This window comes from Chryseobacterium sp. 3008163, assembly GCF_003669035.1.
Classification (GTDB): domain Bacteria; phylum Bacteroidota; class Bacteroidia; order Flavobacteriales; family Weeksellaceae; genus Chryseobacterium.
Genome location: NZ_CP033070.1, coordinates 2,826,956 through 2,842,029, shown reverse-complemented (window position 1 = coordinate 2,842,029; position 15,074 = coordinate 2,826,956). Strand labels below are relative to the sequence as shown.

Sequence of the window (15,074 nt, the reverse complement as noted above, 5' to 3'; positions counted from 1 at the left end):
GTCCCTCAATTTAAAAATAATTTCGTGTTTTATAAATAAGTAGCAAAAAAGGGAACTTGTGCAAAAGTAAAAGATTTTTTCATTTTAAATGGAATATTTTATTGATTTTCAGCGAAAACTTCTCTCACAAATGTTTTAAACTACTCTATAAAAATTTAAATTTGCAAACTTGATTTGAGAATCTCATGCATCGCTTTTTTATTTTTTATATTATCTGATTGCCAAAAACAGAATTCTTTCCATCGCAACGGCGCTGGGAGTTGCTGTTTTGTGTTTATTTTTTGCTTCAAAAATCAACTTTGAAGAAGACATTAATCAAATCATTCCCAAAAGCGAAAAGTCTGATTTGACGGCGAAAGTTCTGAAACAACTTAATTTTTCAGACAAAATCATCGTCATTATCGAAAAAAAATCGAAAGACGACAACTTTCAGTTATCCGAAACAGCTGATCAATTTTTAGAAAAAACTCAGCCTTTACAGAAATACATCGGCTCGATTCAGGGAAAGGTGAATGATAATGAGATTTCAGAAACCTTTGATTTTGTCAATCAGAATCTCCCTTTATTTTTAGACAAAAACGATTACAAAGAAATTGAAAGGAAGCTCAACAAAGACAGCATTGCAAAACAAGTTGAGAACAATTATGTTTCATTAGTTTCTCCGACGAGTTTGGTGACGAAAGAATTCATTAAAAAAGACCCACTCGGAATTACCTTTTTAGGAATCAAAAAACTGAACGCTTTAAACATCAGTAAAGATTTTAAACTTGAAGACAATTACGTTGTAACCAAAGATGGAAAAAACCTTCTGCTTTTTATCGAACCAAAAAATAAAAGCAACGACACCAAAAACAATGAGGCTTTTGTCAATCAGCTGAACGAAATCAAAGACAACCTCAACAAAGAATTCAAAGGAAAAACAGAGATCAGCTATTTTGGCTCACCGGTAATTGCTGTTGCGAATGCCCAACAAATCAAGAAAGACATTCAGAATACGGTTATTATTTCGATGACTGTGCTAATGATTTTATTGATTTATTATTTTAGAAGTTTTTTCACACCCATCGTTATTTTTCTTCCGACTTTATTTTCGGTATTGCTCGCGTTGATGGTTTTGTATTTTATTAAAGATAAAATTTCAGCCATTTCATTAAGCGTCGGAGCCATTTTAATTGGAATTACGATTGATTACGCACTCCATATTCTGACGCATTACAAGCACAACAATAATATTGAAGAACTTTACAAAGAAATTACCCAACCGATTATTCTGAGCAGCGCAACGACGGCAGTTTCATTTTTATGCTTGGTTTTTGTACGTTCTGAAGCGTTGAAAGATTTAGGACTTTTTGCTTCGATTACAGTTTTGTTTTCGTCAGTTTTAGCTTTAATAATTGTCCCGCAATTGTATCATCCGAAGGAAAAATCAAATCAACTAAACACAAACTTTATAGACAAAATCGGGCATTATCCTTACGAGAAAAACAAACCTTTGATTATTGGCTGTTCGCTTGTGATTATTGCATGTTTGTTTGGTTTTAGGCACGTTGGTTTCAATGAAGATATCGGCGACCTTAATTACATTCCGAAAGATTTAAAAATAAGTGAGGCAAAACTTGAAAAATTGTCTGACATCACTTCAAAATCTATTTACACCATTTCTTACGGAAATTCTGAGGAAGAAGCTTTAGCAAGAAATTCAGATTTGAGTCAGTTTTTAGAGAAAGAAAAAAAAGAAGGGAAAATTTTAAGCTACAATTCCCTTGGGAATATTGTTTTCTCTGAAAAGGATCAACAGAAAAAAGTAGCAATCTGGCAAAAATTCTGGAACGAAAACAAGAAAAACCAAACCGTTTCTGAATTGGTCAATAACGGAAATAAATTTGGTTTTAACAGTTCTGCTTTTGACCAGTTTAATGAAAATTTAAATAAAAACTACTCTACTGTAAGTTTAAAAGATTACGAAAAAATAAAAGCACTTCAAATCTCAGAATTTCTCAGTCAGGAAAATGGTTTTTACACCGTATCGAATGTGGTGAAAGTGGATGAAAAGAAACGTGATGCTTTCATCAAAGACGTCGAAAAGAAACATGATGCCATCGCCATCGACCGCCAGCAAATGAATGAGAACTTTTTAGGCTTGCTGAAGAGAGATTTCAACACCTTAATCAATTACTCATTGTTGGCAATTCTTCTTACGATTATTGTTTTCTTCAGAAATTTTGAATTGACGCTTCTCACCATGTTTCCGATTGTTTTGACGGGAGTTGTGACCGCGGGAATTCTCTATTTTTTAGGATTAGAACTCAACATTTTCAGCACCGTTGTCTGCACTTTGGTTTTCGGGGTTGGTGATGATTTCAGTATTTTCCTTACGAAAGCGATGCAGAAAGAACATACGACAGGGAAAAATGAACTCCCTACGTATAGAATTTCAATTATTCTGGCAGTTTTCACAACAATTCTTTCTATTGGTTCTTTGATCTTTGCAAAACATCCGGCTTTACATTCTTTAGCTTTGGTTGCATTGATTGGAATGCTCTCTGTGATTATCATTACTTCAACTTTGTATCCGTTTTGGTTTAGGTTTTTAATTATCAATAGAACTAAAAAAGGACTTTCACCGATAACTTTGAGATTGTTGGCACGTTCCGTTCTGTCATTTATTTATTATGGTCTGGGTGGACTTTTCTTCTCATTTTTCGGACATTTTTTTGTGAGAAAAGCCAAAGGAAAAACTTTAAATTTCATAAAAAAATCAATTGCTTTATTCTTAAAATCAGTGTTACATCTTTCACCTTTCGTAAAGAAAAAAGTAATTACAAACCCGAAAGAAGATTTCAGCAAACCTGCAATCATCATCGCCAATCATACATCATTCTTAGATACTTTGGCTATTGCGATGGCAACACATAAAATTGTTTATCTGGTCAATGATTGGGTCTATGATTCTCCGGTTTTTGGCAAACTTGTAAAGGCTTTAGGATTTTATCCGGTTTCTCAAGGCATCGAAAATGGAAAGGAAAAATTAAAGGAAAAAATTGACCAGGGTTATTCATTAGTCGTTTTCCCAGAAGCAGAAAGATCTTATACGAATGATGTAAAACGCTTCCATAAAGGTGCTTTTTATCTTGCAGAAGAATTTGGTTTAGATATTTTACCACTTTACATACATGGGAATTCTGAAGTTTTACCAAAAGGTGATTTTATTATTTACGATGGCGATATTATTGTGAAAGTTGGTGACAGAATCAGCAAAAACGACTTATCATTTGGAACGACTTATAAAGAAAGAGCTAAAAAAATCAATTTTTATTTCAGAAATGAATTTGCCAAGCTAAGAAATGAAATTGAAGACGAAAATTATTTTAAAAAGAAATTATTTTTGAGCTTTCTCTATAAAGAAACCGAAGTTGTAAAAGAAGTCAAACAGGATTTCAAAAGAAATAAATCTGTTTATTTTGAACTGAACAAACATATTGCAAAAGATGCAAACATCTTACACATCGCAGATGATTTTGGTCAAAAGGATGCTTTGATAACGCTTCAGCAAGCCGGAAGAAGAGTTTTCAGTTTAATTGAAAATGAAGAAAAAAGACAAATTGCAGAAAACAATTATGTCGTTAAAACAAGAAAAATAAATTACATCAAAAACACTTCTGAAATCGTCAAAGACATTGATGTTCTTTTGATTTCAGATCCCAAATTTAATGTAACCGAAATCACTCAGCTTCCAGAAACCGTTATTTTTGTAAACACTGAAAATATTATTTTTGAAAACCCTTCATTTAACTTAGTGTTCACTTCGGAATCAATAAGAGTATTCCGACACGAATAATAAATTTTAAAAGCATATTTTTGTAATCCATAAAGAATATTAATGCAGAAAAACGTACTTGTTCTCTATTATACACAGACGGGTCAGCTGGAGGATATTATGAAAAATATTGCCCAGCCGTTTGAGGATAAGAAAGACGAATATCTTGTCACCTATTACAACATTCAGCTCAAAGAAGACTTCCCCTTTCCCTGGCCGAGTGATGTTTTTTTTAATACTTTTCCGGAATCTTATTTGCAGATTCCAAGCGACATCCTTCCGCCACCGGAAAATGTGCTGAATAAAAAATATGACCTTATTCTTTTCGGATATCAGGTTTGGTACCTGACGCCTTCTATTCCTATTATTTCATTTTTGAAAAGTAGTTATGCAGAAGGTTTATTAAAAGACACTCCCATCGTTACCGTTTCTGCAACCAGAAATATGTGGATGCTTTCTCAAGAAAAATTAAAAGTTTATTTAAAAAATCTAAATGCCAAACTGATCGGAAATATCGCTTTGGTAGACAGACACGACAATTACACCAGTGTTTTGACTATTCTTCGCTGGCTGACAACGGGACAAAAAGAAAAATCGGGAATGCTTCCGGCAGCCGGAGTTTCAGATGAAGAAATCAACGGAGCCGGAAAATATGGGAAGATCATCGAAAATCACTTTGAGAACAATGATTTCACCAATCTACAGCCCGACTTAGTAAAAAACGGAGCTGTTGAAATAAGACCCTTCCTGGTGCGTGTAGAGAAAGTAGGAAACAAAATCTTTACCATATGGAGTAATCTGATTATCAAGAAAAAAGAAAAACGACCTTTGCTGATAAAATTCTTTAAGGTATATTTGATGGCAGCAATTTGGATAATTTCACCAATTGTTTTGATTTTTCATTTATTATTAGCGCCTGTTTTATGGTCTAAAAGACAAAAGCAGAAAAAATATTTACAAGGAATTAATTTAAAATAGAAATGTACGACGTATTTATAACAAAAGCTTCAACATACTTGCCGAATGAGCCGGTTTCGAATGACGAAATGGAAAGCTATCTTGGCTTGGTAAATAATACACCCTCTAAAGCGAGAGCTTTAATTCTAAGGAACAATAAAATCACTACGAGATATTACGCTTTAGATAAAAACGGAGAATCTACTCACTCTAATGCTCAGATTACCGCAAAGGCAGTGGAAGGACTCTTTGATGAGAACTTCAAAAAAGAAGATCTGAAACTCTTGTCCGTGGGAACTACTTCGCCGGATCAGATTCAGCCTTCACATGCATCTATGGTACACGGTGAGCTTAATATTGGGAGATCTATCGAAATAAATACCGCAACAGGACTTTGTAACTCTGGGATGAATGCCTTGAACTACGGTTTTCTTTCCATAAAAGCGGGAGTGCAGGAAACTGCCGTGTGTGCTGGTTCTGAAAAAATGTCTTCTTGGATGACTGCCGATAAATTTGATCATGAAGCAGAAAATCTAAAACTTTTAGAAGAAAGACCAATTATTGCTTTCAAAAGAGAATTCCTTAGATGGATGCTTTCGGACGGTGCCGGTGCATTTTTATTGCAAAACAAGCCAAGAGAAAACGAAATTTCGTTAAAAATCGATTGGATAGACTTCTATTCTTACGCTCACGAAATCGAAGCTTGTATGTATTCCGGTTGTGAAAAGCAGGAAGACGGAAGCTTGAAATCTTGGGCAGATTACCCATCAGACGAATGGCTGAAGCAATCTATTTTTGCTTTAAAACAAGATACTAAAATTCTTGATAAATATATTTTGGTGAAAGGTGCAGAAAGTTTAAGAGCATCTTTTGACAAACACCAGCTTGATCCGGAATCTGTAGATCACGTTTTGGCGCATATTTCTTCAGGTTATTTCAAAGAAGGTTTAAAAGAAGAATTTGCAAACGTAGGATTAGATTTCCCTTGGGAAAAATGGTTCTATAATCTTTCAGAAATTGGAAATATTGGTGCAGGATCTATTTTCGTTGCCGTAGAACAATTGATGAATTCAGGGAAATTGAAAAAAGGTGAAAAAATCCTTTTATGTGTACCTGAAAGCGGAAGATTTGCCTATTCTTGTTCGTTACTAACTGTTGTATAATGGAAATTACTTTACCAAATTCTGATCAAAGTTTTGTAGGAAGTCTTATTCCGCAGAAAGCACCTTTCGTGATGGTAGGCGAGGTTTCAGAATATTCAGAAAACCACGTGATCTCAGGATTCACTATCAAAGAAGACAACCTTTTTGTACATGAAGGAATTTTTCAGGCTTCAGGCTTAATCGAGCATCAGGCTCAGACTGTGGCCTTACATACCGGTTACAAATATTTTCTTTTAGGGAAAGAATCTCCGACGGGCTACATCGGTGCCATCAAATCTTTTGAAGCAGACGCTTTACCAAAATTGGGTGACCAATTGGTAACCGAAGCTACCATTCTGAATGAAATGCTGGGTGTAACTTTAGTAGAAATTATCACTAAAATAAATGATACCGTAATTGCAAAATCACAGATGAAAACGGTTGTAAAATAGATTTAAAAACAATTCGTCAGTTCGAGTAAAATTCTGGAAGAATTTGTATCGAGAACTTTAGCACATCAACTTCTCGATACGATTTTTTCAAGATCTAATCGAAGTGACGAAATGATATAATTAAAGTTTTTTAGAAGGAAAATTTACATGGAGTTAAAAGAAGAAAACATCATTAATATTCACCATTTTTTACCACATCGCGAACCGATGCTGATGGCTGATTATATTCTGGAGCTTACTCCGGAAAAGGTGATTACTTCTTTTGAAATTACTTCTGACAACATTTTCGTTCACAATAATCATTTTGTAGAAGCGGGTCTTATAGAACATTCGGCACAAACTTGTTCTTCAATTCTCGGACAGAGTTTTTTTAAAGGTTCTGATGACGGAACTAAAGTAATCGGTTTCATTACCAATATCAAAAAGATTGAGATTTTTGCCTTGCCCAAAATCGGTGACAAAATTATTTCAAAAGCTTCTTTAATTTCTCAATATGAAAACATCTGCCAGATTTTCTGTGAAACATTTCTGGACGATGAATTGTTGATTCGTACGGAGATTAGCTTGTTTATTCAGGAACTGAAATCTTAGAATATTGTTTTAAAATATACAAGGCTTACTTTTTTGATGAACCTGCTTTAACAACATTTCTTTCCGGCTATACAATTGACGCAGCTTATTGGCATTTTCACTCGAAGGATTCCACATCCTCAATTCGTACTTTTCAGCATATTCTACAATCGTTTGAACGTCTTTCTTATCCGTTTTGCGCAATACAGATTAGTTTGGGGAAATTGCTTTATTACCAAAGGATTCACTACGCAGATCTGCATTCCCATCTTGTTAACAACTCCGTCAAAGGAAGATAGAGCTTCCTGATGCTTCCTTCGCAACCCAATCTTCCGGATCTATAAGTTGTAATAATTTTTTGAATCCGTAAGCCTTGTTCTCAAAAACATGATGCTTCCAAATTTTATCCTCTGAAAAACTAACATCAAATGTTTGCTTACTAATGTCAATTCCTATAAATTTACACATACAATATTTTTTACCGAGAAGAAGTACTACACTAGCTTATCTATCCTAAATGCAGGCTTTATAACCTAATGATCTGTTCAAGCTTTTGTAGTAAAGGGTAAAGGAACTTACATTCCGTGCTGTCTCCAAGACTAATGACAATTTGTAGCTTTTTCTTTACCTTAACTTCTCTATTATTCCTTAAATTTATTGTTTTGCAAACATAGGATGACAAAAACTAAATTTAATCTTTCGTAAATAATGTTGTTTTAAAATAAGAATTTCCTTGAAAAAAACATACGACATATTGATTATCGGCAGCGGAATAGGAGGTCTTGTTTCGGCTCTTATTTTGGCGAAAGAAGGCTTAAAAGTCTGTGTATTGGAGAAAAACAATCAATATGGAGGAAACTTGCAGACCTTTTCAAGAGATAAATTAATTTTCGACACTGGAGTTCACTATTTGGGTGGACTTTCAAAAGGGCAAAACCTGCATCAGTTTTTTTCTTATCTGGGAATAATGGATAATTTGGAACTCCAGAAAATGGATGAAAATGGCTATGATAAAATCACTTTCGGAGATGATGAAATTGAATATCCACACGCTCAAGGATATAACAATTTTGTTGAGCAATTATCCAACTATTTTCCTGAAGAAAGAGAAAAATTAGAAAATTATTGTGAAGAAATCCAGCGTGTCTGCAATCATTTTCCGAGATATAATATTGTCGGAAAAGATAGTTACAGTGAAGAAATTCTCCATTTAAATACCAAAAGATTCATCGAATCGATTACTCAGAACAAAAAACTGCAATCCGTTTTATTAGGCTCTAATTTTTTATACGCAGGAGATTCTGAAAACATTCCGTTTTATGTTCATGCCTTGACAGTAAATTCTTACATTCAAAGTGCGTACAAATGCGTGAAAGGAGGAAGCCAGATTTCTAAACTTTTAATTCGTAAATTGAGAGAATACGGAGCAGATGTTCATAAACATTCGGAAGTGGCTGAGATTATCTTTAATGAAAATAACGTTCTAAGTTCTGTAAAAACGAAATCAGGGAAAGAATATTTCTCTAAACAGTTTATTTCAAATATTGAAATCCGGTCTTTAACTAGATTAATCGGTGAAGAAAGACTGAAGAAATCTTTTTTAAACAGAGTGTTAAGCTGGGAGCCTGTTTCGTCGTGTTTCAGTGTTTATTTGGTTTTAAAACCGAATTCAATTCTCAATTTCAATCATAATATTTACCATTATTCATCCGAAGAAATGGTATGGAATGCTTTTAAATATAAAAAAGAAAACTGGCCGGAAACTTATATGCTTTCGTCTGCTCCTTCAAAGCAGCATCCTGAATTTGCAGAAAGTCTGACCGCAATTTCTTACATGGATTTTGAAGAAGTGAAAGAATGGGAAAATACCTTCAACACGATTGCAAACCAGCACGAAAGACACCAACTCTACGAAAAATTTAAACTTGAAAAAGCTGAAAAAATGATTCAGGCTTTAGAAAAGAAAATCCCGGACTTAAGAGAATCGATTAAAATATTTATACTTCATCACCGTTGTCATATCGTGATTATATCGGTAGTTTTGAGGGAAATATGTACGGTTACAAAAAAACTTCAGAAAACCCCTTAAAAACGATGGTTTCGCCACGCACGAAGATTGAAAACCTTTTCCTCACAGGTCAATCTGTGAATATGCACGGGATTTTAGGCTGTACAATTGGAGCTTTCAATACCTGTGCTGAAATCTTAGGGAAAGAATTGATCGATGAGCGGTTATCAAAAATTTTAAATCAAGCCGATGAAAAGTAAATCTTTATTTTTTCTTTTGCTGGTTTTAAATCTCATTTCGTGTGGAACAAGAAAGTCTGTTAAACACACTCCCGAAGTACAACAGTATGCGCTGGAAATTCCAAAAGTTGAGAAGATCAACGATTCCACTTTTAGTTTTAATCAAAATTATTTAACCAAGAACAAACAACAGCTTTGGGAATTGTACATTAAAGGAAATCCTTTGCAGTTAGGCTATAACAACGGAGCTTTAACTGAAAATTTAACGCAAAAGCAGGAAGAAATTTTCTTTTCTAAAGTGGAAGGTTTTGTTCCGTCAAAGTTCAAGCAAAAACTGTTGAGAGGTTTCCTGAAATGGTACAACCGCAAAATGTATCTCAATGTAAGAGAAGATTTTCAGGCTGAATTGTTTGGTTTGTCTCAATATTCATCAGACAAATATGATTTTATTGCTCCAAAATTCAGAAGAGCAATGTATCTGCACGGAGCGCACGATATTGGTCACGCAATGCAGGATTTAATGGTAGTAGGTTGTACATCTTTGGCTGTTTGGAACGAAAATACAGAAGACGGAGATTTATTGATCGGTAGAAATTTCGATTTTTCTGTAGGTGAAGATTTTTCTAAAAATAAATTAATTGAATTTGTAGAACCCGAAAACGGAATTCCATACATGTCTGTAAGTTGGCCAGGAATGATTGGCGTGGTTTCCGGAATGAATAAAGAAGGAATTACGGTGACCATCAATGCCGGAAAATCGAAAATCCCGTTGATGGCAAAAACACCGATTTCTCTTGTTACGAGAGAGATTTTGCAATATGCCAAAAACATTGATGAAGCGATTGCGATTGCAAAAAAGAGAAAGGTTTTTGTCTCAGAATCTATTTTGGTTGGGAGCGCAAATGATAAAAAAGCCGTGATTATTGAAGTTTCACCTAAGAATTTCGGTGTTTATGATGCGGCTAATTCAAGCAGGGTATTTTGTACCAATCATTTTCAATCTGAAGCTTATAAAAATGATAAAAAAAATAAAAAGCATATCATCGAAAGTCATTCAGAATACCGCTATGAAAAACTCCAAGAGCTTTTGCAGGAAAACCCAAAACTGAATCCTGAGAAAATGGCTTCGATTTTAAGAGACAAATCTGGTTTAAAAGATAAAAGTATTGGTTACGGAAATGAAAAGGCTATAAATCAACTTTTAGCTCATCATGCGGTAATTTTTTCGCCTCAGAAAAGATTAGTTTGGGTATCGTCAAATCCTTATCAGTTGGGAGAGTTTGTCTGCTATGATTTGAATGAAATTTTCTCTGATCAAAAATTGAAAGATGGTGACTTTGCAAAATCGGAATTCAATATTGCTAAAGATCCATTTGTTGAATCTAAAGAGTTTGAAGATTATGAAGAATTTAAGTTTGCGAATGGAGAAGTTCAAAGTGCAATTGATGGTAATGATGTTCTTTTAACTGATGATTTTATTCCTCATTATCAATTGTTGAATCCAGATTTTTGGTTGGTTTATTATCAGGCTGGGAAATATTATTTTAAGCAAAAAGAATATTCTAAGGCAAAAACTGAATTTGAAAAAGCTTTGAAGAAAGAAATCACAACAGTTCCGGATCGTGAGAATGTTGAGAAATATCTGAATAAAACTGTGAAGAAATTGAGGTAATCTGTTGAATCACTTCGTGGCTGTACAGAATGTTGAAAATAGAGTAAATCTGCAGCCCGACTTGAGCGGAAATCCTTTTTTGCTTGGTTTTTCAGTTCTATTCAAGCTCAATCGTCTTGCAAAAAAGATTGGGAGCGGAAGACGGAAAAGCTGCCCAAAAAAAATTAATTATTCTCCGGACTCACTTTATTCAAAAAAAGAAAAGCAACAATTCCCGAAACCGTAGACGTTGTTGACGCCAAAATAAGGCTTCCGATAATGTATTGCAGAAGATTGTTTTTTACCAAATCAAAATTCAGATCTTGGCTCAAAATATTAGAGTTTCCCGAAACGAAAGGCGCTCCCAAAAAGAGTGAAGCGGCAATAATGAACGGAATAAACGGTGGCAAACTTACATTGGAAGCCACAAATGCCAAAACTTTATTGAGTTTGAAAAGTACGGCAAGAGAAATCACCAGCAACGTCTGAAATCCCCAAAACGGAGAAAGTCCGATGAACACGCCTAAAGCAATTGAGAAAGCTTTTACACGATTGGTACCCTCGCTTTCTAAAACATCTTCTTTGATGAAACGTTTGAAACTTTTCTTTCTGAAATTCCGAATAAAATTTCTTGGGATGATGTAAAATAAAGTGATGGTAACCAACACCGTATTTAAAATACTGATTCTAGTAAAATCTTTAAACGGTCTGAAGTGAGAAACCCTTTCTGCGGGGTCATACAGAACTTTTATCGGAACATTTTTTACAGGAATATGTCTCCAGGCTGTCCGTACAATGATTTCAATTTCAAATTCAAATTTCGGAGTGAAGTATTTTTTGGAATTTTATGTAAAGGATATAAGCGGTAACCAGATTGGGTGTCTTCCAGTTTAATTCCGGTTTCGAACCAGAACCAAAAATTTGAAAAACGATTTCCGAAACTGCTTTTCTTGGGAATTCCGTTTTGCGACATATTTCGGTTTCCAATCAAAAGAACATCCTGATTTTCATTCAATAAGGCTTCTACAAAAACGGGAATATCGTTTGGGTAATGCTGTCCGTCAGAATCAATCGTGATTGCATGATGGTAACCTAATTCTTTTGCTTTTCTGAAACCGACTTTTAAAGCATTTCCTTTCCCTTTATTTTCAGATAAATTGAGGATGGTAAGTTGAGAATAAGTTTTTAGAATTTCTGAAGTAGAATCTATAGAACCGTCGTTGACAACAATAATGTTTTGAGTGTATTCCAAAACGCCATCAATCACTCTTCGCAGTGTCTTTTCGTTGTTATAAGTCGGAATTAAAACGCAGATTTCTCTCTTGTCAATTGCATTCTGTACTTCAGAAAGTGTCATTTATTTCAACGAATTTTTTTCCGTTGCGGTCATTGTTTTAGACTGCATGGCAAATTTTTTAATGTAAACCTTCAGCGCAGCGTTTTGCTTTGAATAGTTACTTAAGATATAAGTTTTGTCTTCTTTTAAATTTTTAGAATACCCTACGATTTTCGGAATATTTTCCTGAACGCTCATTCTGATCAATCTCAGTTCTACGTTATTGGGGTTAGATTTTATCACACTTTCTAATTCTGTAGCACCAGATTTAACGAAAGATTTTCTTTTATTCTTTTCTGTAGTTACTTTGGCTTCAAGAATTTCTGCAGCAGCTTTGTATCCTTTAGTCAACGGATCGGAAGATGAATTTTTCTCCGCAATTTCAATGAAATTTTTCGCACCTTCATTAGAAAGATTTGCCTTAGAATAAGCGCTTCTCAAAGCATCTAAATCGGATGTCTGGAAAAATAAAAACAAACCCGTGAAAAGAGATAATATCAGTTTCATGTTATATTTTTGTGTAATTAACTGACATTTTCAATGCAATAGTCTCGCCAAACGAAGTTAAGTTTTTTACCTTCACTTCATTTTCGCCTTCGTTGATATCAAGTTGTATCTTAAGATCAGGCGTTTCGAAAGGATTGATAATCGCCATAAATTTCACGTTAGAAGCAGATTTTAGAAATAGTTTTCTACCTGTAAACTCTTCAGTCAGCTCTTTCACAATTTGCATCATACAGACTCCCGGAGTTACCGGATTTCCCGGAAAATGACCGTTAAAAATATCGTGAGCCTGATTTAATTTAATATTTGCGATAAAACTTCCGCTCTCTGTTTTTTCCTGAGTTTCTAACGTATAAAAGTCAGTAAGAATCGTTTGCATATTTATTCAGTTTCGGTAATTTGAAATAGTTTAATATTGATTTTGAAATCTTTATGTTCAAGATTAATCATCTCTGCAAAAGTAGGTTTTTTAGCTTCAAAACTAAAATTGATTTTCTCCTTATTATTCTTTGTGTAAACAATATTTGTGAGAAGAGAATTTTCTTTGTTGAAAGACAGATAGTATTTTTTTTTGTCTCGTTCTGATCGAAAAATACTGAAGTTTTCATTTTCAAAGCTTTCAGCGACAGGATATTTTTGTCTTAATAATTCCTGAAAGTCATTTTTCAGAAAATTAATGACCATTTTTTTGTCTAAATCTGCCAAAACATAGTTGAGTTTAAAATCGTTTTCAGAGATTTCAAAATCAATCATTTTATTCCCAAAATCAGAGGTCATTACAACTCTGTGCGTGGTTTCGGAGATTTTTTTAATGATAAGAATTCCGCTGATATCGTTGCCGTAAACTTCCATTTGGCATTTGTAAACATAATCCTCGTTCGAAGAGAAGTACAAATTTTCAACTTCTTTTTTAGAGTTTGAAATTGGTTTTACATCTGTCAATTCAAATGTTTTACACGAAATAAAACTAAGAAAAATGAGACTATAAAGAAAACTCAGAAGCAGGAATCGGCGCATTGATTTTGGTGTTTTTGAAAACAATATTGGTTGTATCTCCAGAAGCTTCTGTCATATTCACCTGCGAAACTGTCGTCTGATTTTTAGGAAAATGAAGTTCAATTTGCTTAATGTATTTCAACAATTGAGCAGATTTCGGAGTGAATTTAGCGATATTTGAAGTTCCATTTTTAAAATAAGCAACCACAAATTCAGGGTCTAGAAACATTTTCCCATTTGAACTTCCGACTATTAATTTGTTGATTTTTTCAAAGGTTTTGCTTTTGGCATCCACCGAAGATTTTTTCCCTTGGTCGTTGATGAAGATTTTATTTTCCTTAAAAATAATGCTGTATTGATAAGGTTTTGTGTATTTCCAACTTAAAGTATTTGGAGATTTTAAAGACATCCTGCCTTGTGTGACAATATTTTTATCTAAAAATCCATTTTTTTGGTTTGAACGAAGTCGCTTTGTAATGTTTTGATTTCTTTCGTTTCAGAAGAAATTTTGGTCACGAAGGCTTTTGTTTCTGCGCTCGTCATTGCCGTATTTTGAGCCAAAACAAAACTTGAAATTAATAAATAGGCGATGAAGACTATATTTTTAAACATTATTTTTAGATTTAAATATTGAATCAATTGTAAAAGTTGAGTACTTTTCACGCTCCAAAAATAACAATAATTCGAGCAAAACATTGTACGTTTTTTCCGAAGTATCGTGAAGCAGAATAATGCTTCCTATTTTCAAACCTTTTGTTACTTTCCTTAAAATTTTCTTCTCGTCCGTAATTACAGTGTCCAACGAACGTACATTCCAGCCGATGCTTTTTTTCTTTGTTTTCTTGATCGCTTTGGCAATATTCGGATTGGTTACTCCAAAAGGTGGTCGATACAAATCAGTTTTAAAATTTTCAATTTTCAACATTATTTCATCACATTTCTGTATTTCTTCTATCATTTTTGAAGTAGATAAAAATCCTGTATTGTTAGAATGTGAATAGGTATGATTTCCAATGGTGTGACCTTCCGCAATGATTCTCTGAAAAGTTTCGGGATATTTCTCAATCTGCTTTCCGATGCAGAAAAATGTGGCTTTGATTTTATTCTCTTTCAAAATATCTAAAAACTTCGGTGTGAACTCGGTTGGGCCGTCATCGAAAGTTAAAGCAACTTCTTTATTTTTTGTTCGTTTATGGGTAAAACTGTTGACAAAATAGCCTAATTGAATATCAAAAGAACCCCAAACTACAACTGCTGAAAATAGTATAAAACAAAATATGTAAACCCAAATCGTTCCTTGAAAGGTATAAATAAAAAGGTTTAAGAAAAGATAAAAGATAATAAATGGGTAATGTTTCATCTTTATTATTTTGGAATTTGATTTGAAATATTCTCTTTGTCA

Annotated in this window: 15 protein-coding genes and 1 pseudogene; 8 read left to right on the top strand and 8 right to left on the bottom strand. The window is 33.8% G+C overall.

What is annotated here, in order from left to right:
• The first annotated feature begins 268 nt into the window (after nt 1–268).
• From EAG08_RS12980 to EAG08_RS12960, 5 genes are all read left to right on the top strand, one after another.
• Nucleotides 269–3,838, top strand: a complete 3,570-nt coding sequence (locus tag EAG08_RS12980; RefSeq protein WP_228446560.1) for an MMPL family transporter — start codon at nt 269–271, stop codon at nt 3,836–3,838.
• A 42-nt stretch (nt 3,839–3,880) separates the two neighbouring features.
• The gene (locus EAG08_RS12975; protein ID WP_129535812.1) at nt 3,881–4,795 is read left to right on the top strand and encodes a dialkylrecorsinol condensing enzyme DarA; all 915 of its coding nucleotides are present in this window, start codon (nt 3,881–3,883) and stop codon (nt 4,793–4,795) included.
• Between the two features lie 2 nt (nt 4,796–4,797).
• A complete protein-coding gene (locus EAG08_RS12970) occupies nt 4,798–5,937 on the top strand; it encodes a beta-ketoacyl-ACP synthase III (RefSeq protein WP_129535811.1) in 1,140 nt (379 codons plus the stop codon).
• Nucleotides 5,937–6,368 carry a hypothetical protein gene (locus tag EAG08_RS12965; protein WP_129535810.1) on the top strand — a complete coding sequence of 144 codons (432 nt, stop codon included), beginning with the start codon at nt 5,937–5,939 and terminating at the stop codon, nt 6,366–6,368. The genes EAG08_RS12970 and EAG08_RS12965 overlap by 1 nt, the downstream gene beginning before the upstream one ends.
• Before the next feature lie 147 nt (nt 6,369–6,515).
• Nucleotides 6,516–6,959, top strand: a complete 444-nt coding sequence (locus EAG08_RS12960) for an ABC transporter permease (RefSeq protein WP_129535809.1) — start codon at nt 6,516–6,518, stop codon at nt 6,957–6,959.
• Nucleotides 6,960–7,223: 264 nt separating this feature from the next.
• Here the strand turns inward: EAG08_RS12960 and EAG08_RS12955 are convergent, their stop codons facing one another.
• Nucleotides 7,224–7,406: a hypothetical protein gene (locus EAG08_RS12955; RefSeq protein WP_129535808.1), complete on the bottom strand. Its 183-nt coding sequence runs from the start codon at nt 7,404–7,406 to the stop codon at nt 7,224–7,226.
• Between the two features lie 265 nt (nt 7,407–7,671).
• On the opposite strand from EAG08_RS12955, the gene EAG08_RS12950 reads away from it, so the two are divergent.
• From EAG08_RS12950 to EAG08_RS12945, 3 genes are read left to right on the top strand one after another with little or no spacing between them, the layout of a single operon-like run.
• On the top strand, nt 7,672–9,027 hold the full coding sequence (locus tag EAG08_RS12950) for a phytoene desaturase family protein (protein WP_317126276.1): 1,356 nt from the start codon (nt 7,672–7,674) through the stop codon (nt 9,025–9,027).
• Entirely contained in the window at nt 8,991–9,206 is a 216-nt protein-coding gene (locus EAG08_RS22955; protein ID WP_317126275.1) for a hypothetical protein, read from the top strand. The genes EAG08_RS12950 and EAG08_RS22955 overlap by 37 nt, the downstream gene beginning before the upstream one ends.
• Nucleotides 9,196–10,857, top strand: a complete 1,662-nt coding sequence (locus tag EAG08_RS12945; protein ID WP_129535807.1) for a C45 family autoproteolytic acyltransferase/hydolase — start codon at nt 9,196–9,198, stop codon at nt 10,855–10,857. Before EAG08_RS22955 ends, EAG08_RS12945 begins: the two co-directional genes overlap by 11 nt.
• A gap of 164 nt (nt 10,858–11,021) precedes the next feature.
• On the opposite strand, the pseudogene EAG08_RS12940 reads toward EAG08_RS12945, so the two are convergent.
• The 7 genes and pseudogenes from EAG08_RS12940 to EAG08_RS12915 form a co-directional block, all read right to left on the bottom strand.
• Nucleotides 11,022–12,193 (bottom strand): annotated as a pseudogene (locus tag EAG08_RS12940) (DUF2062 domain-containing protein).
• On the bottom strand, nt 12,194–12,679 hold the full coding sequence (locus EAG08_RS12935; RefSeq protein ID WP_129535806.1) for a hypothetical protein: 486 nt from the start codon (nt 12,677–12,679) through the stop codon (nt 12,194–12,196).
• A 1-nt stretch (nt 12,680) separates the two neighbouring features.
• Nucleotides 12,681–13,055, bottom strand: coding sequence for a 3-hydroxyacyl-ACP dehydratase (locus EAG08_RS12930; protein WP_129535805.1), 375 nt, complete (start codon nt 13,053–13,055; stop codon nt 12,681–12,683).
• Nucleotides 13,056–13,057: 2 nt separating this feature from the next.
• Nucleotides 13,058–13,618, bottom strand: a complete 561-nt coding sequence (locus EAG08_RS12925; protein ID WP_228446559.1) for a hypothetical protein — start codon at nt 13,616–13,618, stop codon at nt 13,058–13,060.
• Between the two features lie 40 nt (nt 13,619–13,658).
• Nucleotides 13,659–14,081, bottom strand: a complete 423-nt coding sequence (locus EAG08_RS12920; RefSeq protein ID WP_228446558.1) for an outer membrane lipoprotein carrier protein LolA — start codon at nt 14,079–14,081, stop codon at nt 13,659–13,661.
• Nucleotides 14,082–14,107: 26 nt separating this feature from the next.
• Nucleotides 14,108–14,284, bottom strand: a complete 177-nt coding sequence (locus EAG08_RS22165) for a hypothetical protein (protein ID WP_228446557.1) — start codon at nt 14,282–14,284, stop codon at nt 14,108–14,110.
• A complete protein-coding gene (locus tag EAG08_RS12915; protein WP_129535803.1) occupies nt 14,277–15,032 on the bottom strand; it encodes a polysaccharide deacetylase family protein in 756 nt (251 codons plus the stop codon). Before EAG08_RS12915 ends, EAG08_RS22165 begins: the two co-directional genes overlap by 8 nt.
• Nucleotides 15,033–15,074 lie beyond the last annotated feature (42 nt).